We start from the raw sequence: 19,462 nt of genomic DNA, 5'->3' as shown, positions 1-19,462 counted from the left end.
ATTTTGGAGTTATTATGTTAAGAGATACATTGATTGCATTATTGATAGGTTTTGTTGTCACTGCAATTGCCTGTCCTTTGTTTATTCCTGTTTTGCACAGACTTAAATTCGGCCAGATGGTAAGGGATGACGGGCCTAAGGAACATTTGAAGAAGACAGGTACTCCCACGATGGGCGGAATTTCATTTCTGGCCGGCATATTGGTTGCAAGCCTGTTTTTGATACCTAAATATAAAGAAGTGGCGGTAGTATTCTTATTTACTATATCCTATGGTATAATAGGATTTTTGGATGATATTTTGAAAATAAAGAAAAAGCAGTCTGAAGGACTGAAGTCATCACAAAAATTCATACTTCAGCTTGTAGTCAGTGTTATTTTTATAATATATCTGTATAAAATATATGGACTTGACTACGGTGTGCTTATACCTTTTACAGGTTCATTTGATAAAGGTATAATATTAAATCTCGGTATTATCTGGATACCTTTTGCACTTTTTGTAATACTGGGAACCGATAACGGTGTGAATTTTACCGACGGACTTGACGGATTATGCTCAAGCGTTACTGTTATAGTAGCATTATTCTTTATGCTTATAGGATTAAAGGGCGGTTTTTCGGTCACACCTGTTACAGGTGCGGTTATAGGCAGCCTTATGGGATTTTTGATATTTAACGCTTATCCTGCCAAAGTATTTATGGGAGACACGGGTTCTTTGGCACTTGGAGGTTTTGTCGCATCATATGCACTTATGTGCAGGATACCTGTATTTATTGCAGTTATCGGATTTATATATATGATAGAGGTAATATCGGTAATCATTCAGGTCGGATATTTTAAAGCTACAAAGGGCAAGAGATTTTTCAAGATGGCACCTATACATCACCATTTTGAACTCTGTGGCTGGTCTGAGACAAGGACCGTGACAGTATTTTGTGTAGTTACCATAATACTTGGTATTTTAGTTTATCTGTTTATGTAGGAGGCAATATGATTGGAGTTGCGGGCTTAGGAAAGAGCGGTATATCCGCCGCCACATTACTTTTAAAAAATAATGAGGCGGTAATACTCTTTGACAGTAATAAAGAACTTAATAAAGAAGAAATACTTGCAAAGTTTGATAAGGCATATCACAAAAACATAAATATTATTCTCGGAGAATTAAAAAAGAAAGATTTAGAGGATATGTCATATTGTGTTATAAGTCCGGGAATAGATTTGGAGACTGATTTTGTACAGGTACTTAAAGCAAATAACATTCCGATATGGAGCGAAATTGAGCTCGGGTTTAAATACGCTAAAGGCGGATTGATAGCTATAACAGGTACAAACGGTAAGACAACCACAACATCACTTGTCGGCGAGATAATGTCAAATTTTGCAAAAAGCAGCTTTACGGTCGGTAATATAGGAATACCTTATACAGACATTGCAGATAAAACGGATGAGGATTCGGTTACTGTGCTTGAGACATCATCTTTCCAATTGGAAACAATTATCGACTTCAGACCGAATATATCGGCTATTTTGAATATAACTCCGGATCATTTAAACAGACATCATACTATGGAGAACTATATCAAAGTAAAAGAAGATATAAGTAAAAATCAAACTGAAGATGACTTTTGTATTTTAAACTATGAAGATGAGGCTTTGAGAGAATTTGCAGACAGGGTAAAAGCCAAAGTCGTATTCTTTTCAAGCAGGAGAAAGCTTGAAGACGGATTTTATCTTGATAAAGATATTATTATGCAGAGTAAAAACGGTGTTGCAAAAGAAATTTTGGATACAAAGAAGTTGAATATACTTGGCAGACATAATTATGAGAATGTTATGGCCGCAATAGCGATAGCATCTTCATACGGTGTACCTATGGAGAGCATCGTAAATTCATGTTACGCATTTCATGCCGTTGAACACAGAATAGAATTTGTAAAAGAAGTAAAGGGAGTAAGATATTATAACGACTCCAAGGGTACAAATCCGGATGCGGCGATTCAAGCCGTACTTGCAATGCCGGCGGTAACATATATTATTGCCGGAGGTTATGATAAGGGCTCGGAGTATGATGAATGGATAGAGAGCTTCGGTACAAAGGTTAAAAAACTTGTACTTATGGGAGCTACAGCCGGGAAGATAGAAGAGTGTGCAAAAAAACACGGCTTTAATGATATAGTTACGGTTGACAGCATGCAGGAGGCCGTAAAAATATGTGCAAATGAAGCAAAAACGGGAGAATATGTACTTCTTTCACCTGCTTGCGCAAGTTGGGGAATGTTCAAAAACTATGAGGAGCGTGGAAGAATATTTAAGGACTGTGTTAGGGAATTAGGATAATATGGCTGATGATATAAAGAAGAATAAAGCCAAAATTAAAAATGTAGCAAAAAAAGAATTGAAAAACCAAGCCGTAAAAAGAAAAATAAAGGTGGAAAAAGGCGGACAGAAGAAAACAAAAGTTGATACTGCTAAAGAAAATAAAATAAGAAAAATCGGAGTTAAGAAACCGGTTGTTAATGACAGTAAAAAAAATGAAACTAAAAAAAGAAGGTTTTACGATTACAGTCTTATATTTACTATTTTGTTTTTGTTGGTGTTGGGCTTGATAATGATTTACTCGGCAAGTTCATACACTGCAGATTTGAAGTTTAAAAACTCCGCTTATTTTGTAAATAAACAGCTTATCTTTGTTGTTGCAGGTCTTATTCTGATGATATTTGTATCAATAGTACCTTACCAAGTTTGGATAAAACTGTCGAAGCTTATTTACATGGTTGCGACCGCACTTGTCGGAGCTGTTTTGGTTATAGGTAGGGATGCAAACGGAGCAAGAAGATGGATTAATCTGTTCGGTATAAAATTCCAGCCTTCAGAGTTTGTAAAGGTGGCGATTATTATTTTTTCGTCTTACTATCTGGTAAAATATAAAAATGATTTACATTCTACAGACAGAAAGGTTGCTGAAAAGAAACTTTGGTTTTTATTCGGAGTAATCTTTGTTCCGACAGTATTGGTTATGGTTGAAAATCTGAGTACATCCATAATTATATTTTTAATTGCGTTTTGCATGAGCTTTTTAGGTACATCAAATAAGAGACTTCACACAGTAGGTGCAATAGCAATGGGTGTAATTTTGTTTTTCTCAAAACCTTTTGTAAAATTTATATATGAAAGAGGAGCAAGAGATTATCATTTGACAAGATTGCTTGTTTGGGCGGAGCCGGAGAAGTTCAGCAGAGACGGAGGATATCAGGTAATTCAGGGACTATATGCTATAGGTTCAGGAAGTTTCTTCGGCAAGGGACTTGGACAGGGAATGCAAAAGTTTTTCCTTCCGGAGTCTCAAAATGATATGATTTTTGCTATAATAGTGGAAGAACTTGGACTTTTCGGTGCCGGACTTATAATGGGTGCATTTGTATTTTTAATATACAGAATGATAAAGATATCATTTTCTGTAAAGGACCCTGAAGGTGTGTATCTTGTGGTGGGAATTTTGATACATTTGTCTTTGCAGGTTATACTTAATATTGCGGTTGTAACGGGAGTGTTGCCTAATACCGGAGTTTCACTTCCATTTATAAGTTACGGAGGTACATCTATTTTGGTACTGCTTGGAGAGATGGGAATTGTTTTGAGTGTCGCAAGATCAATAAAGCTGGACTACTGATATGAAGAAGTTTTACATTGTTTTATTTTGCCTTGCATTTATACTTGTCGGAATATTTTCGGTCAAAATAACCGATTTTAATTTCGGAGGAAATACAAGGTATACTGATGAAGAAATGAAGGAAATGCTGTTTCCGAATGAATTATCAAAAATAACACTTTATAATTTTATACGAAGTAAATTTAAAAAAGATTACAATATACCTTTCATTCAAGGGGTTGATATATATGTAACCGGAATGGACAGTGCCGATATCATAGTATATGAAAAAAGTGTTGTAGGCTGTGTAAAATATATGAGTTCATATATGTATTTTGATAAGGACGGAATTGTGGTGGAGAGTTCAAATAATCTTCTTGACGGAATTCCGATAATAGACGGTTTGGATTTCGGAAGAGTGGTATTGTATGAGAAACTTCCGATTTCAAATGAAAAAGTTTTTGAAGAAATGCTCAATATCACACAGGTTCTGGTAGGATACGGAATAACGGTAGATAAGATTACAATTTCTTCAGATAATAATATAACATTATATATAGGAAAAATAGAGGTCTATCTGGGAGATTCGAGTGAATTAAACGGTAAAATAGGCGAATTGAGAGATATATGGGAGAAAATAAAGGATTTGTCCGGAATACTTTATCTGGATAATTATAATCCTATAAAAGAAAATACAACATATACTTTTAAGAAGAGATAACTATATAATATACTTAAGTTATTACAGAAGACTTTAAAGAAAAATAAGTTGATATTTATATGAAAAACCTTTATTATAAGATGAGAGTTTGCTTAAGTGTAGGGGTACAGGAGGAATATATCTGTGTTAGAAATAAATAAGCCGGTAAATGAGAATGCAGCGAAGATCATCGTGGTTGGTGTCGGAGGTGCCGGAAACAATGCCGTAAATAGAATGATTGATGAAAATGTAGAAGGCGTGGAATTTATTGGAGTTAATACCGATAAACAGGCCTTGGTTAATTGTAAAGCCGGGAGTATTATACAGATAGGCGAGAAGCTTACAAAAGGACTTGGTGCCGGAGCAAAGCCTGAAGTGGGAGAAAAAGCGGCAGAAGAGAATATTGAAGATATCACAAATAAGCTGAAGAATGCAGATATGGTATTTGTTACATGTGGAATGGGCGGTGGTACAGGAACAGGTGCATCACCGGTTATTGCCAGAGCGTCAAAAGATCTCGGTATACTTACAGTAGGTGTAGTAACAAAGCCTTTCCCTTTTGAAGGCAGACAGAGAATGAAAAATGCACTTGCAGGTATAGAGAATCTGAAGCAGTATGTGGATACTTTGATTGTGATACCGAATGAGAAATTACTTCAGATAGTGGACAGAAAGACCACTATGCCTGATGCTCTTAAAAAGGCTGATGAGGTATTACAGCAGAGCGTTCAGGGTATAACAGACCTTATAAGTGAGACCGCTATAATTAATCTTGACTTTGCCGATGTACAAACAGTAATGACAGGCAAAGGACTTGCACATATCGGTATCGGTTACGGAACAGGAGACAACAAGGCTCTTGATGCTGTGAAGGCTGCTGTTTCATCACCGCTTCTTGAGACAAGTATTGACAATGCCACTCATGTTCTTATTTCAATATCAGGTGATGTCGGTCTTGTTGAGGCAGATGAGGCAACCGGATATGTACGTGAGCTTGTAAGTGAAGAGGCAAATATTATCTTCGGTGTATCATATAATGATGCTGAGCCTGACAGTGTGAAGATTACAGTTATTGCTACAGGTGTAACCAATGCAATAAATGATACTCCTGTAGGAGAATTAATCAGAGATATAAATACCAAGCATCAAAATGATAATATGCCGAAAAGAAATGATGCATATTTGCAGGGAATGCATACGGCGGGTATGGAAAGACCTGTACAGACTCAGCCTGAGCAGAATAATTATATAAATCCTACAGCAAGCTATACAGGAGAGAGCTATCCGGAAGGCGGTTATACCGGTGGATATACAGGAAACTTCGGGCAGTATCAGAGTGATTTTAACAATCCTAATTTGAATACTCAAAACAATCAGGGCTTGAATAATCCGAATATGAACAATCAAAATTATAACGGAAATTATTCATCAGTACAGCGCCCGACTATTATAAGAACAGGTGAAGCAAAGATAAATGTACCTGATTTCTTAAAGAGAAAGAAATAATGCAATTAATAAGCCTTGGAAGAAATTTCCAAGGCTTTGTTGTGCTTATATATAATTTTTGATATATAGTTTGAGCAATCCCTTAAGTAAAAGATTGTCATCTACGATAATATTATGTGTACAAAGAGGTGTTACAAAAGGTGCGAGACCTCCTGTGGCTACCACATTAAGTTTTTCACCAAGCTCTTCTTCCATACGTGATATAATACCGTCCATCATACCTGCATGTCCGAAGAGGATACCGCTTCTCATACTGTCTATTGTATTCTTTGCTATAACTTTTTTCGGCATATCGAGATTTACCTGTGGAAGCTGAGCGGTTTTTGAACTTAGAGTATCAAGTGAGATTCGTAGTCCCGGATGTATTATACCGCCTATATAATTTCCACTTTTATCTACTACAGATATGGTGGTAGCGGTTCCCATATCTATGATTGCCAAAGGGAGAGGATACTCATCCATTGCAGCCACAGCGTCCACTATCATATCGGAGCCGACAGTTTTCGGATTGTCCATAAGTATATTCAATCCTGTTTTCATACCTGATTCTACAAGCATACATTCAATACCGAGTATTTTTTTGATTGCATTTCTGACGGTTTCATTCAGAGGAGGAACTACACTTGATAGAATTGCACCTTCTATATCCGAAGGTTTTATTCCATGTATATCGAGGATACCTTTTATATACATAGAGTACTCAAGATCGGTTCTTGTAGTGTAGGTTGTGACTCTTTCAAGAAAATATGTTTTTTCATTGTCGATACCGCCGATGACAATATTTGTGTTACCCATATCGATTGCTAAAATCATAAAATTATCCTTCTTATGTAAGTAGATTTAAGGCTTTTAAAGTATGTATACCGTCTAAGCGTTTGAGAACGATATTTCAATAAAAGCTTTATTTTATATAAAGTATACTAATCTCTGTTCTTGCTTGCAATAATAAAATAGCGTATAATCGTGTAAGCATTATATCTAAATAAAAATTAAGATTTATGGAGGCTTTATGCTGAAAGATAAAAATATATTACTTGGTGTAACCGGAGGTATTGCGGCATATAAAATTGCAAACCTTGCAAGTATGTTAAAAAAACAGGGTGCAAATGTAAAAGTAATAATGACTGAGAATGCCTGTCAGTTCATCACACCTATGACATTTGAAACTCTTACGGCACAAAAAGTATATACAGATACGTTTGACAGAAATTTTGAATTTAAAGTGGATCATATAGAGCTTGGAAAGTGGGCGGATGTATTTTTGATAGCACCGGCCACCGCAAATGTTATAGGAAAGCTGGCAAACGGTATCGCGGATGATATGCTGACTACTACGGCTTTAGCAATGAGATGTCCTATAGTGGTTTCACCTGCTATGAATACCACTATGTTTGAAAACAAGGTGGTTAAGCACAATATTATGAAACTTAGAACCTACGGTATGGATATTATCCTGCCTGCAAGCGGTCATCTGGCATGTGGAGATAGCGGAGCAGGAAAAATGCCTGAACCTGAAATGCTCTTGGAATATATCAAAAGAGCAGTATATAAGAAAAAGGATCTTGTCGGTAAGAAAGTATGCGTAAGTGCGGGACCTACAAGAGAGGCAATTGACCCTGTAAGATATATATCAAACAACTCCACAGGAAAGATGGGGGTGGAGGTTGCAAAGATGGCGGCTTATCGAGGCGCCAAGGTAAGTTTAATAATGGGACCGTCAAATGTCTTTGTACCTGATTTTATAAGCAGAATTGATATAAAATCAGCTGAGGATATGTATGAAGAGATTATGAAAATATCCGATTCACAGGATATTATAATAAAGGCTGCGGCCGTTGCGGATTATACACCTGCAAATTACAGTGATGAAAAGATAAAGAAAAAAGACGGGGATCTTTCTATTGAACTTTCAAGGACTAAAGATATATTAAAGGAACTTGGAGAGAGAAAAGAAAATAATCCTAAGAAACAGTTTATTTGCGGATTTTCCATGGAGACCGAAAATATGGAAGAGAATTCAAAGAATAAATTGGCTAAGAAAAATGCGGATATGATAGTTGCAAATAATGTAAAGGTTGAGGGAGCGGGGTTCGGAACAGATACAAATGTGGTTACCATATTTACAAAGGATAATGAGATAAGACTTGATAAGCTGTCAAAACTGGAAGTGGCAGAAAAGATATTTGATGAGATAGTGAGGAATTTTTAAGTGAACTTTGGAGAGATAAGTAAGAGAAGAACATTTGCCATAATATCACACCCGGATGCAGGAAAAACAACATTGACCGAGAAGTTTTTGCTCTATGGCGGTGCTATTAACTTAGCAGGAAGTGTAAAGGGAAAAAAGACTGCCAAATATGCGGTAAGTGACTGGATGGAGATAGAAAAGGAGAGAGGTATCTCTGTAACTTCATCTGTTATGCAATTTAACTATGAGGGATTTTGTATCAACATTTTGGATACACCGGGACATCAGGACTTCTCCGAGGATACCTACAGAACACTTATGGCGGCGGATTCAGCAGTCATGGTAATAGATGCAAGCAAGGGTGTTGAGGCACAGACAATAAAACTTTTTAAGGTCTGTGTAATGAGAAAGATACCTATATTTACATTTATAAACAAGCTTGACAGAGAGGCGAGAGATCCTTTTGAGCTCTTGGATGAGATAGAGAATGTGCTCGGTATCAGAACATGTCCTGTGAACTGGCCTATCGGTTCGGGAAAGAATTTTAAGGGTGTATATGACAGACAGACAAAGCAGATAAATAAGTTCACAGCCGCAAATGCGGGTATGAAGGAAGTGGATACACAGCTTATTGAACTTGAGGACAGTAAGCTTGACGATTATATCGGATTTGACTATGCGGATATATTGAGAAATGATATAGAGCTTTTGGACGGTGCAAGTGATGACCTTGATATGGAGAGAGTGTCCGCCGGTGAACTGAGTCCTGTATTTTTCGGCTCGGCTCTTACAAACTTCGGAGTGCAGACCTTCCTTGAGCATTTCCTGAAAATGACCACATCACCTCTTAAGAGAAAAACTCATGACGGAGTGGTGGATCCTATGAAGGATGAGTTCTTCTCGGCTTTTGTATTTAAGATTCAGGCAAATATGAATAAAGCCCACAGAGACAGAATCGCATTTATGAGAATATGTTCAGGCGAATATGATGCCGGTATGGATGTTTTCCATGTACAGGGAAACAGAAAGATAAAGCTCAATCAGTCCACTCAAATGATGGCGGATGAGAGAAAGATAGTGGAAAAGGCATATGCCGGAGATATTATCGGAGTGTTTGATCCGGGTATATTCGGTATAGGTGATACACTTGCCACTGTAAACAATATCGAGTTTGAGGGTATACCTACATTTGCACCTGAGCATTTTGCCAGAGTACGTCAGGTGGACACCATGAAGAGAAAGCAATTCCTAAAGGGTGTGTATCAGATAGCTCAGGAAGGTGCAATCCAGATTTTCCAGGAGTATAATACCGGAATGGAAGAGATAATAGTGGGAGTTGTAGGTGTGCTCCAGTTTGAAGTATTATTATACAGATTGAAAAATGAATATAATGTAGATGTAAAACTTGATAAGTTGCCTTATGAACATATAAGATGGATCGATGAAACATCTACTGTAGATATAGATAAGATACAGGGAACAAGTGATATGAAAAAGATCAAAGATCTTAAAGATCGTCCGCTTCTTATTTTTACACATCCTTGGAGTGTAAGAATGGTTGAGGAGAGAAATGAAGGACTTGTTTTAAGTGAGTTCGGAAAGAACTAGGAAAGGAAAGTTATGAGAAAATACAGAGAAGAAATAGAAAAATATATAGATGAGCACAGAGACGAGATGGTAGCGGATATCATCAAGCTCTGCTCTATAAACAGTACAAGAGGTGAGTATGTGGAGGGTGCACCTTTCGGTGAAGGACCTAAAAGAGCACTTACTATGGCACTGAGTATTGCTGAAAAGTACGGTTTTGATATAACAAACTATGATAATTATGCAGGTGCAATAGATCTTAACAATAAAGAAAAGGGACTTGATATACTTGCTCATTTGGATGTAGTACCTGAGGGAGAAGGATGGAGTGTTACGTCACCTTTTGAACCTAAGGAAATAGACGGAAAGATCTACGGAAGAGGAACTTCAGATGATAAGGGACCTGCAGTTGCGGCGCTTTTTGCTCTTCGTGCGGTTAAGGATCTTAATATACCTGTAAAGAAGAATACAAGACTTGTTTTGGGTACGGATGAGGAGTGCGGAAGCAGCTGTATAAAGTATTACTATACCAAGGAAAAAGAAGCTCCTATGACATTTTCACCTGACGGAGAATTCCCGGTGGTAAATATTGAAAAGGGACAGCTGCAGGGAGAGTTTTCAGCCTCTCTTGAAGATGCGGGTGAAAAAAGACTTGTAAGTATTGAAGCAGGTACAAAGGTAAATGTAGTACCTCCAAAGGCAAAGGCGGTCATAGAGGGATTTGATATAGAAGAAGTGGAGGCAAAAGCCAAGGAAGTAACAAAGGAAACAGGCATACAGTTTAAGTACGATCTTGTGCCGGTTTTTGAGATTACGGCACTTGGTGCAAATGCACATGCATCAACTCCTGAGAACGGAAATAATGCCATTACAGGACTTTTGGAATTACTCTGCAGACTTGATTTTTCTCCTTCAAAGAAGATAGAGACTATAAAGAAATTGTATGCTCTTATGCCGCATGGAGATACAAAGGGTGAGGCGATGGGTATTGCCGTAGAGGACGAGAAAAGCGGTGCACTTACACTTGCTTTTTCAATGCTCACTTTAAAGAATAATATAATGCACGGATTCTTTGACAGCAGAATTCCTGTAAGCGGTGACGGAGATAAGATATTAAAAACCGTAAGGGGAAAATTTGCAGGTATAGATGTGGAATTTTTAAATAATTCGGTTCTGGCACCACATGAGGTGGACGGAAATTCTCCTTTTGTAAAGACCTTGCTATCAATTTATGAAGATTATACAGGTCTTAAGGGTGAATGTATTGCCATGGGAGGCGGTACCTATGTACACAATATCGAAAACGGTGTTGCATTCGGTGCAGTTTTCCCGGGAACTGATACAAAAATGCATGGAGCTGACGAGTTTGTTGTAATAGATGAGCTTATTGCTTCAGCAAAAATATTTGCACAGTCCATAGTGGAGTTGTGTAATTAAGGGGGAGTATGGATTCTATTGTAAGCTTAAAGTCCATGGGCAAAGTCTTTCATACAAAGAACGGAGATGTAAAGGCCCTGGATGATATAAATCTGGATATAAACAGAGGGGAAATATTCGGAATAATAGGTTTATCGGGAGCAGGTAAGTCTACTTTGGTCAGATGTATCAATTATCTAGAGGTACCTACTGAAGGAGATGTGTATTTTGAAGGCAAGCCTTTAAAGCAGATGGGTGAGCAGGGTATAAGAAATATCAGAAGGAATATGGGAATGATATTTCAGCAGTTCAACTTGCTTTCACAGAGAAATATACTGAATAATGTATGTTTTCCTCTGGAAATAAGCGGTGTTCCAAGAGCTGCAGCTGTAAAAAGAGCAAAAGAGTTACTGAAGCTGGTGGGACTCTCAGACAGAGAAAAGGCATATCCTGCGCAGCTTTCCGGAGGACAAAAACAAAGAGTGGCTATAGCAAGAGCGATTGCCACAAATCCGAAACTCTTATTATGTGATGAGGCCACATCGGCACTTGATCCAAAGACTACAAAACAGATACTTGATCTTATAAAAGATATAAATAAAAATATGGGAATTACGGTGATAGTAATAACTCATGAGATGAAAGTTATTGAGAGCATCTGTGATAGAGTTGCAATTATTGAAAACAGCCGTATTGCCGAGATGGGCAGAGTGGAAGACATCTTTGCCAATCCGCAGTCCGACATAGGTAGAAAGCTGATACTTGGTGATGTATTGCCGAATAAAGAAATTGTATCGGGAGTTAAACTTCGTATAGAATTTGACGGCAGAAGCTCTTTTGAGCCTGTACTCTCAAATATGATTTTATCATGTGGAATTCCTGTTAATATTCTTTATGCACAGACAAAGGATATCGGAGGTTCTGCAGTAGGTCATATGATTGTTCAGATATCCGGTGAAGAAGAAGCATTAAAGGCAAAAAGATATCTTGACAGTATAGGTGTAGTATATCATGAGGTGGAATTAACCGAAGGAAAGGAGCTGATATAATAATATGACATCAATGATTTTAAAAGGTCTTTTTGAGACTTTATTAATGACTGTTGCTTCATCATTCTTCTCTTACCTTATAGGTATTCCGCTTGGTGTTGTTTTGGTTGTTACAGATAATACAGGTATAAAGCCTATGCCTAAGTTAAACGGTATATTGGGTGTGATTATAAATCTTATACGTTCGGTTCCCTTTATGATCTTGCTTATTATGGTAATACCTCTTACAAGAATTATAGTTGGAACTTCAATAGGACCTGTTGCCGTAATACCGCCTCTTGTCATAGCGGCGGCACCCTATATCGCCAGAATGGTTGAGTCCTCACTCAAAGAAGTGGATGCAGGTGTAATAGAGGCGGCAAAGTCAATGGGTGCAAGTAATGCCCAGATAATATTTAAAGTGCTTTTACCGGAGTCAAAGCCTTCTCTTCTTGTAGGTGCTGCAATATCCGTTACAACAATACTGGGATATTCGGCTATGGCAGGATTTACAGGTGGCGGAGGTCTTGGAACAATCGCCATAAACTACGGATATTACAGATATCAGACGGATATAATGTTTATTACCGTAGCAATCCTTGTGATTTTGGTTCAAATAATACAGGAAATCTTTATGAGAAGTTCAAAGAGCTCCGATAAGAGAATAAGGTAATATAACCTGTTATAAAAAAAGACTATAAACATATGTCGGCTAAATCATTGACATAATATCTTGTATGGTCTATAAATTGTATATGAAATTTAAGGAGGAATAATAAATGAAGAAAAGAATATTATTAGCATTAGGTTTGGTATCACTTCTTGCACTTGCAGGATGTGGAAAGAAGGCTGCAGATACAAATAAAAGTGAAAGCGCAAGTGAGTCTGTAAGCGAGTCGGCACAAACAAGTGCTGCGGCAAAAGATTTAAAGACAATCACTGTAGGAGCAACTCCTGCACCACACGCTGAAATTTTAGAGGCTGCAAGAGAAGAGTTGAACAAAGAAGGCTATGATTTAAAGATAGTTGAGTACAATGATTATATTCAGCCGAATGTGGCCCTTGATACAAAGGAATTGGATGCGAACTACTTCCAGCATTATCCATACCTTGAGAACTTTAACAAAGAGCACAATACAACACTTGTTTCAGCAGGTGCAATTCATTATGAGCCTTTCGGTATCTATGCCGGAAAGACTGCATCACTTGATGCACTTGCAGACGGTGCAAAGATTTCAGTGCCGAATGATGCTACAAATGAGGCAAGAGCATTACTCTTACTTGAAGCAAACGGACTTATAAAGTTAAAAGAGGGTGCAGGTATCAATGCTACAAAGCAGGATATTGTGGAAAATCCAAAGAACCTTGATATTCAGGAAATTGAGGCCGCACAGGTTGCAAGAACACTTAAAGATGTCGATGTTGCCGTTGTAAACGGAAACTATGCAATCGAGGCCGGATTAAAGGTAAGCGATGCACTTGCTATAGAGGATTCAAAGTCACTTGCGGCTACAACATATGCAAATATTATAGCTGTAAGAGAGGGTGATGAGAAATCAGATGCAACTCTTGCACTTATAAAGGCTCTTGAAAGCGATACTGTAAAGAAATTTATTGAAAGTAAGTATAATGGTGCTGTTGTACCGATGTTCTAATCTATGAGCGGATTTACAGGGAAAAAGATTATATTTACTCTGATTGCCTGTGTACTTGCTTTTGTTTCTGTCGGAAAGATTACATATGCTTCAGAGGCAAGTGTAAAGGCGGCTCTTGACAGTATTGATTTTGAAAGAAAGTCAAAAAATGAGATTAATCTGTTTTTTTCAGGCAGCGGTATAAATGAAGTCGTCAGATATGTCATCCTGAGAAAGGATGCATCTGCAAAGGACTTCAAAGAGATAAAGAGAATTTCATCCAAAGATGTAAATAAAACAGGAAATATCTCTTGTACCGATAAAATAAGCACAAACGGATATGTAAAATATGAGTACAGAGTGGACGCATATTTAAAAAACGGGAAGCAGGTAAAGGGTAAATCAATATTTGCAAGTAATGTCCTTATATGTATTGATCCGGGACATTTTCAGACAAAGAATGCCATAGAGGGAGAGGACGGTTACGGTTACTCGGAATCTATGGCGGTATTAAAACTCGGACTGGCCTTAAGAGACAGTTTAAAGAAAAACTACGGTATATCTTCGGTTCTTACAAGAACAACGGAAAGTATCACCATTGACGGATTTACAGATAAAAATCTGGATGGAGGTCATATTTCACTTAGAGGAGATATGGCGGGAAGAAGCGGTGCGGATTTGTTTATATCATTGCATACTAATTCAAACAATTCACATGCAAACGGATATCCTACAAATTCACAGCCTGTTGCAATTAATAAGCCGCTTATAATATTAAATTCGCTTGCAAAAGAAAATGAACTGTGTATAAATATTGCCAATAAGATAGGAGAGAATCTTTCAACTGTAAACTTTAATGAAGGACTTGCAAAGAGTAAGGATTTTGATTCTGTTAAGAAAGGTTCCTTAAGTGAGTGGACTGTTGCTAAAAATGACAGTATTGCAATAAACGGCAGTGTATACTACAGAATGGGAGAAAACGGAGACTATTACGGTGTACTTAGAGGTGCAAATGTAGCAGGAGTACCGGGAATGATAGTGGAACACGGTTTTCACTCGGTGCCTGAAGTCAGAAAAAAGGCTATGCAATCCGATTTGATAAATAAATGGGTTGATGCGGATGCCAAGGCTATAGCTTCAGGTTTCGGATTTTAAAAATTAACATAAATAAGAGTTATTACAAATAAAACTCCTCAGCAGGTAAACCGACTGAGGAGTTTTTATTTTTAGTAAATAACCATGGCATCATATATCGCAATGGTTGCATTGGATCCCGGGTCTACAGAGTATTGTGAGAATCTCCATATACCGTCATTACCTTTTTTTAGAATATATTCGGGCTTTTGGTTTACTCTTTCCCAGATACGTATCTGACTGTCTGCATTTGCACTCCATGAGTTTTTATATAGAGCGGTATTGACTTGAGTCAGCTTGTCTCCTGTAAATGAAGAGTATTTTCTGTCAAGTATAACATCATAATCTTCGTTGGTAGCAAGTTTTATGGTATTTTCATCCACCACAGTTATAGAACTTACATTGTAGGACATAAGACTTTCACTTACTACATTGGCAAAGCCGCCTGTAACCTGTTTAGTCATCTGATATTTAAGTCCTGTTTCATCTGTAGGACTTACTGTATCGTCAATTTTTGAAGCCATCTGATTGTAGCTGTGTGCATTCATATCTTCAATATAGCTTCTTAGGAAATTGCCGAGAAGGGTGTTGAAGAAGTCATTTCCTGAGTTTGTTTCTATATCCGCACTTCCTCCGACTCCGTCTCCCTTCACATATACACTGATATCTCTCTTATCCGTATAATTATTTGCGTCAGGCATTTCATATTCTATTTCATAGTACTGTTTCATACCCTTGTAGATGTTGCTGTAGAAATTGCCCATATCCATACCGAATGAGTTGAAGTATTTAAATTCACCACCTGAAGCGGAAGTAATCTGAATAAGATCACTGTCATTTGCACTGTAATTATCACCTATTCTGACTATGTAAACAGGAATCTTATATGCCGATACCACATTGATAACATCACTTGCACTATTGTAGCTTCCGACATCTTCGCCGTCGGTAAAAGCAAGGACACATTTTGCACCGGGTATTCCGGATACATCCTGAACGGCATAGATAAGTGTATCATACAGTTTAGTTTGTCCGGATGCGATATATGAAAAAATCTTTTGGTTTAACGCGTTTACATCGGAAGTGAATACACCGCTTTTATCAATATATGAGTTGAACTCTGTAAGCTTTACCTTATCACCTACATTAAACTGAACCGTATTAAGGAAGGTGGACATTACAGTTTTTGCACTGCTCAGTCTTTCTCCTTCCATACTTGCACTTGTATCTGCAACCATATCAATATTTAATGCATCCTTTTGGTCAAGCATTGAAATATTTTTAATTGTAACAGACTGAAAGTCACCGTTTGCAACACTTTTTTGTGATACATAGAACATATTCGGTGAGAGATTTGTGACAACATCACCCGAAGAGTTCTTTACATCCACATACATTCTGACTGTAGGATAATTGGTGTAGTCAAATTGGACTATATTTACATCCAGACCGGTAAGTTTTGTACTTGAGTATTCTACAAGTTTGCTCCAGTTTTCTGAAACCTCCTTGTAATTGATAAAATCATGTTTCTTTAGCATTTCGGAAACGGTTTCACTGTATTCTGCAAGTTTTTTCTTTTCATCTTCCGAAGCATAGGGTACATCGGCATTATCTAATTTTTCTACAAGTTCTTTGGCTGAAGTCTCGATTCTGGATTCTACTTGTGAAGTCAGTTTGACAAGCTTTTTTGCAATCAAAAGCTGATTCTTGTAATCATTGTTTCCGATATCATCACATTCAGCATCAATGTTTTGAAGCCTTTCTTTTTCATTTTCCTCCAGACCGTAAGATTCAAGTTTTTCCACCAGATCCATTTCCCATGCGTTGAACTCCTGACCTTCAGTTATCTTTTTCAGACTGCCCTTGTCAACAAGTCCGCATGCAGTCAAAGAAAACGATATAGTCAAGAAAGTAACAGCGATTATGATTTTTTTCATATTCAATAAAACTCCTTACTTTATTATTAATATTATACATCTTAAAATATTAAGTGTAAATCAGGAACAGAGGTCGATTATATAGTATTCAGGAAAAATTTATGGTAAAATTATTATATAAAGAAGATAAGGGAGAATGAGCATGTTTTGTTCAAAATGCGGAAAGCAAGTCAGAGACGGAATGAATTACTGCACAAACTGCGGTGAGCCTGTAAAAAAGGATGAAGGTGGAGTAAATCTTAAAAAAGATGATGATAAGGTAAGTTCGGCAGCCACTTTACCTCACGGTGATGTTTCGGGTAAAAGTAATACGGAGGGTAATAAGGCTAAAAAAACCAAGAAAAATAAAGGTGTTAAAATTGTATTTATTACAATAGCGGGTATTATCCTTGCACTTCTTTTGATTTTATTTGCTTTAGTTCAGACAGGAATTATCAGCATATCAATTGATGACAGTACAAATCAGGAAAGTGTACTTGATAAAAAAAGCAAGTCGTCAAAGAGAGAAAAGGAAAAGGAGAGAAGAGCCAAGGAAAAAGAGAGTGAAGAGGGAGATGTAACAACAGAAACACAGACAGAGCCCGTTTCTACAGAGGCACAGACCGTACAGCCTGCTACAATGCTAAGTACAGTCGCAATAAATAATGAATTTATTTTGCCTGACAGCAGCGTAAGAGTACTTGATAAAAGTGAATTGGTAGGATTTAGTGCCGAGCAGTGTCGTCTTGCAAGAAATGAAATCTATGCAAAACACGGAAGAATGTTTGATGATGCAGGATTGCAAAACTATTTTAATTCCCGCAGCTGGTATCACGGCACCATACCTGCAAAACAATTTAACGACAATATGTTAAGTGATATTGAGATACAAAACAGAAATTTGATAATCGCCTTTGAAAAGGAGATGGGATATACAAAGTAAGGAGTGAATATGAAAAGAATTAAAAAGTATAATTTGTTATGTACATGTGTATTGGTTATATCTGCAGCAATGAGTATAAGTGTAAGTGCGGGTTTGGCAAAAAGAAAAGTAACTCCGGTTACAAGATACGGTACTGCAGAGACTACAGCTGCTACTCAGGCAGTTAATCAGCAGGAGGATAAGAATTCAAAGGGAAATAGTAAGATAATTACAGATAAAGGCGTGTATCATCTAAGTGAAAACTCAAAGTACAGACCATATTTGTGGAAAAATGCCGACGGTAGTGCTCCCGACTATAAGGCCTATGTATTTGAGCCGACTGTATTCAACGGACATACCGTATTTGTAGATCCAGGACATGGTGACAATAATGCACCCGAAGCCAATCAAAAAAGAGAAAAATATTATCCTGTTGAGGATTCAATGCTAAAGCCCATGAAGACTTCTATGGTAGGTGATAAAGGTTATGGAGTAGGTGTTGAAGCAAGAGACAGTAAAAATATCTATGACAAAACAGAGACGGAGCCTGAATTCAGTTTGAAAGTAGCACTGAAACTTAAGGATTTGCTTATAGATAAGGGATATCGTGTGGTGTTGAGCAGGACTGATTTTAATCAAAATATTTCAAACGGTGCCAGAAGTGCTTTAGCCGGTGAGACCTCGGATATAATGATATCAATTCACTCAAATACAGGTAAAAACTCAGGTACTCTAAGCTTCTATCCGGGAGACAATGATTATATATCGGGTAGTAATTATCCCGGATATACAAATATAATGGGACTGACAAAGACAAATATAGAGTTGTCAAAGAAACTTGCCGAAAATATGGAAAGCAATATTACTGCTGCTACAGGTTTGAAGAATAAGGGAACACATACTGCAGTTCTTAGAATATTCTCATATTCATCTATTCCCACTTGCTTGGTAGAGGTAGGATTTGCCGATAACGCTATTGATGCCAAGATACTCTCAACGAAAAAGGATGAAATTGCAAAATCTATGGCAAATGCTATAGATCAGTACTTTAATAAGTAGTGGAGGTTTTATGAGAAAAATAATATATTTAATTTGTGTATTTGTAAGTATATGTATTTTGTCAGGTTGCGGTTCAAAAAGTGTCACCATAAAATTTGGAGGTGATACTGAAACCGTAGCAGAAAGTAAGGATGAGTCTGAAACGAAAGAGGAGAATGTTAAATTGGAGGAGAGCAGCGTAGGTGAGATGTCTGCTGTAAGTGAAACAGAGACAGAGGCTGTACATTCAGCACCTTTGCAGGAGACTCAGCCTCAAACTGTAGCTGTTACTCAGGCACAGGTTTTGACAACTCTTTATGTAGTGAATTGTAATGAAAGCATTACGCTTCGTGTATCAGATTCCACAAATGCAAAGGAGATAAAGCAGATACCTTTAGGTGCGGCGGTAAGCTTTATGGAGAATGCGGCAAACGGTTTTTATAAAGTAAGTTACAACGGAAGCATAGGTTATGCACTGGCATCATATTTAAGTGTCGACCCGTATGATCATTATGTTGCATCTACAAAAGCAAGCACGGTATGGTCAGGAAAAGTGGTAAGATGCAATGAATATATAACACTTCGTAGGACTCCAAGCACAAAGGGAGAGGAGATTACAAAGATTCCGCTTGGAGCTATAGTTACAGTTTATAGCGGAGCGGATAACGGATTTTATTATATAGATTATGACGGATTTGAAGGCTATGCATTAGCAGGATATATTAATGCATATTGATATTCTA

Annotated in this window: 17 protein-coding genes; 15 read left to right on the top strand and 2 right to left on the bottom strand. The window is 37.4% G+C overall.

Annotation, left to right across the window (positions count from 1 at the left end):
* Positions 1 to 14 precede the first annotated feature (14 nt).
* From mraY to ftsZ, 5 genes are all read left to right on the top strand, one after another.
* On the top strand, positions 15 to 983 hold the full coding sequence (mraY, locus tag HMPREF1135_RS06045; protein WP_007593144.1) for a phospho-N-acetylmuramoyl-pentapeptide-transferase: 969 nt from the start codon (positions 15 to 17) through the stop codon (positions 981 to 983).
* 8 nt (positions 984 to 991) lie between these two features.
* Entirely contained in the window at positions 992 to 2,338 is a 1,347-nt protein-coding gene (gene murD, locus HMPREF1135_RS06040; protein ID WP_007593142.1) for a UDP-N-acetylmuramoyl-L-alanine--D-glutamate ligase, read from the top strand.
* 1 nt (position 2,339) lies between these two features.
* Positions 2,340 to 3,671, top strand: coding sequence for an FtsW/RodA/SpoVE family cell cycle protein (locus tag HMPREF1135_RS06035; protein ID WP_007593140.1), 1,332 nt, complete (start codon positions 2,340 to 2,342; stop codon positions 3,669 to 3,671).
* A 1-nt stretch (position 3,672) separates the two neighbouring features.
* Positions 3,673 to 4,371 (top strand): cell division protein FtsQ/DivIB, encoded by a 699-nt coding sequence (locus tag HMPREF1135_RS06030; protein ID WP_007593138.1) that lies wholly within the window; start codon positions 3,673 to 3,675, stop codon positions 4,369 to 4,371.
* 123 nt (positions 4,372 to 4,494) lie between these two features.
* A complete protein-coding gene (ftsZ, locus tag HMPREF1135_RS06025; RefSeq protein ID WP_007593137.1) occupies positions 4,495 to 5,856 on the top strand; it encodes a cell division protein FtsZ in 1,362 nt (453 codons plus the stop codon).
* 45 nt (positions 5,857 to 5,901) lie between these two features.
* On the opposite strand, the gene HMPREF1135_RS06020 is transcribed toward ftsZ, so the two are convergent.
* Positions 5,902 to 6,669, bottom strand: a complete 768-nt coding sequence (locus tag HMPREF1135_RS06020) for a type III pantothenate kinase (protein WP_007593136.1) — start codon at positions 6,667 to 6,669, stop codon at positions 5,902 to 5,904.
* A 196-nt stretch (positions 6,670 to 6,865) separates the two neighbouring features.
* Here HMPREF1135_RS06020 and coaBC point away from each other — a divergent pair, with 196 nt between their 5' ends.
* The 7 genes from coaBC (at position 6,866) to HMPREF1135_RS05985 (ending at position 14,864) form a co-directional block, all read left to right on the top strand.
* The gene (gene coaBC / locus HMPREF1135_RS06015; RefSeq protein WP_007593135.1) at positions 6,866 to 8,065 is read left to right on the top strand and encodes a bifunctional phosphopantothenoylcysteine decarboxylase/phosphopantothenate--cysteine ligase CoaBC; all 1,200 of its coding nucleotides are present in this window, start codon (positions 6,866 to 6,868) and stop codon (positions 8,063 to 8,065) included.
* Positions 8,066 to 9,652, top strand: a complete 1,587-nt coding sequence (locus HMPREF1135_RS06010; RefSeq protein ID WP_007593133.1) for a peptide chain release factor 3 — start codon at positions 8,066 to 8,068, stop codon at positions 9,650 to 9,652.
* 12 nt (positions 9,653 to 9,664) lie between these two features.
* The gene (gene pepV, locus HMPREF1135_RS06005) at positions 9,665 to 11,068 is read left to right on the top strand and encodes a dipeptidase PepV (protein ID WP_007593131.1); all 1,404 of its coding nucleotides are present in this window, start codon (positions 9,665 to 9,667) and stop codon (positions 11,066 to 11,068) included.
* A gap of 8 nt (positions 11,069 to 11,076) precedes the next feature.
* Positions 11,077 to 12,096, top strand: a complete 1,020-nt coding sequence (locus tag HMPREF1135_RS06000; protein WP_007593130.1) for a methionine ABC transporter ATP-binding protein — start codon at positions 11,077 to 11,079, stop codon at positions 12,094 to 12,096.
* Positions 12,097 to 12,100: 4 nt separating this feature from the next.
* Positions 12,101 to 12,748 (top strand): methionine ABC transporter permease, encoded by a 648-nt coding sequence (locus HMPREF1135_RS05995; RefSeq protein WP_007593128.1) that lies wholly within the window; start codon positions 12,101 to 12,103, stop codon positions 12,746 to 12,748.
* A gap of 106 nt (positions 12,749 to 12,854) precedes the next feature.
* Positions 12,855 to 13,730, top strand: a complete 876-nt coding sequence (locus HMPREF1135_RS05990) for a MetQ/NlpA family ABC transporter substrate-binding protein (protein WP_007593126.1) — start codon at positions 12,855 to 12,857, stop codon at positions 13,728 to 13,730.
* A gap of 3 nt (positions 13,731 to 13,733) precedes the next feature.
* On the top strand, positions 13,734 to 14,864 hold the full coding sequence (locus HMPREF1135_RS05985; RefSeq protein ID WP_007593123.1) for an N-acetylmuramoyl-L-alanine amidase family protein: 1,131 nt from the start codon (positions 13,734 to 13,736) through the stop codon (positions 14,862 to 14,864).
* A 71-nt stretch (positions 14,865 to 14,935) separates the two neighbouring features.
* Here the strand turns inward: HMPREF1135_RS05985 and HMPREF1135_RS05980 are convergent, their stop codons facing one another.
* Positions 14,936 to 16,780: a VWA domain-containing protein gene (locus HMPREF1135_RS05980; protein WP_007593120.1), complete on the bottom strand. Its 1,845-nt coding sequence runs from the start codon at positions 16,778 to 16,780 to the stop codon at positions 14,936 to 14,938.
* Between the two features lie 142 nt (positions 16,781 to 16,922).
* Here HMPREF1135_RS05980 and HMPREF1135_RS05975 point away from each other — a divergent pair, with 142 nt between their 5' ends.
* Genes HMPREF1135_RS05975 through HMPREF1135_RS05965 form a run of 3 tightly spaced genes read left to right on the top strand, consistent with a single transcriptional unit; the run spans position 16,923 to position 19,455 of the window.
* Positions 16,923 to 17,702, top strand: a complete 780-nt coding sequence (locus HMPREF1135_RS05975) for a YARHG domain-containing protein (protein WP_007593119.1) — start codon at positions 16,923 to 16,925, stop codon at positions 17,700 to 17,702.
* A gap of 9 nt (positions 17,703 to 17,711) precedes the next feature.
* Positions 17,712 to 18,740 carry an N-acetylmuramoyl-L-alanine amidase family protein gene (locus HMPREF1135_RS05970; protein ID WP_007593118.1) on the top strand — a complete coding sequence of 343 codons (1,029 nt, stop codon included), beginning with the start codon at positions 17,712 to 17,714 and terminating at the stop codon, positions 18,738 to 18,740.
* A gap of 10 nt (positions 18,741 to 18,750) precedes the next feature.
* The gene (locus tag HMPREF1135_RS05965; protein ID WP_007593117.1) at positions 18,751 to 19,455 is read left to right on the top strand and encodes an SH3 domain-containing protein; all 705 of its coding nucleotides are present in this window, start codon (positions 18,751 to 18,753) and stop codon (positions 19,453 to 19,455) included.
* The last annotated feature ends 7 nt before the right edge of the window (positions 19,456 to 19,462 follow it).

The organism is Lachnoanaerobaculum sp. OBRC5-5 (assembly GCF_000296385.1).
Classification (GTDB): Bacteria; Bacillota; Clostridia; order Lachnospirales; family Lachnospiraceae; genus Lachnoanaerobaculum.
This window is presented reverse-complemented; position numbering and strand designations above follow the sequence as displayed.

Excerpts from the sequence above, each read along its gene's own strand:
- mraY (WP_007593144.1), top strand. The coding sequence starts at position 15 with ATGTTAAGAGATACATTGATTGCATTATTGATAGGTTTTGTTGTCACT.
- murD (WP_007593142.1), top strand. The coding sequence starts at position 992 with ATGATTGGAGTTGCGGGCTTAGGAAAGAGCGGTATATCCGCCGCCACA.
- HMPREF1135_RS06035 (WP_007593140.1), top strand. The coding sequence starts at position 2,340 with ATGGCTGATGATATAAAGAAGAATAAAGCCAAAATTAAAAATGTAGCA.
- HMPREF1135_RS06030 (WP_007593138.1), top strand. The coding sequence starts at position 3,673 with ATGAAGAAGTTTTACATTGTTTTATTTTGCCTTGCATTTATACTTGTC.
- HMPREF1135_RS06020 (WP_007593136.1), bottom strand. The coding sequence starts at position 6,669 with ATGATTTTAGCAATCGATATGGGTAACACAAATATTGTCATCGGCGGT.
- coaBC (WP_007593135.1), top strand. The coding sequence starts at position 6,866 with ATGCTGAAAGATAAAAATATATTACTTGGTGTAACCGGAGGTATTGCG.
- pepV (WP_007593131.1), top strand. The coding sequence starts at position 9,665 with ATGAGAAAATACAGAGAAGAAATAGAAAAATATATAGATGAGCACAGA.
- HMPREF1135_RS06000 (WP_007593130.1), top strand. The coding sequence starts at position 11,077 with ATGGATTCTATTGTAAGCTTAAAGTCCATGGGCAAAGTCTTTCATACA.
- HMPREF1135_RS05995 (WP_007593128.1), top strand. The coding sequence starts at position 12,101 with ATGACATCAATGATTTTAAAAGGTCTTTTTGAGACTTTATTAATGACT.
- HMPREF1135_RS05990 (WP_007593126.1), top strand. The coding sequence starts at position 12,855 with ATGAAGAAAAGAATATTATTAGCATTAGGTTTGGTATCACTTCTTGCA.
- HMPREF1135_RS05985 (WP_007593123.1), top strand. The coding sequence starts at position 13,734 with ATGAGCGGATTTACAGGGAAAAAGATTATATTTACTCTGATTGCCTGT.
- HMPREF1135_RS05980 (WP_007593120.1), bottom strand. The coding sequence starts at position 16,780 with ATGAAAAAAATCATAATCGCTGTTACTTTCTTGACTATATCGTTTTCT.
- HMPREF1135_RS05975 (WP_007593119.1), top strand. The coding sequence starts at position 16,923 with ATGTTTTGTTCAAAATGCGGAAAGCAAGTCAGAGACGGAATGAATTAC.
- HMPREF1135_RS05970 (WP_007593118.1), top strand. The coding sequence starts at position 17,712 with ATGAAAAGAATTAAAAAGTATAATTTGTTATGTACATGTGTATTGGTT.
- HMPREF1135_RS05965 (WP_007593117.1), top strand. The coding sequence starts at position 18,751 with ATGAGAAAAATAATATATTTAATTTGTGTATTTGTAAGTATATGTATT.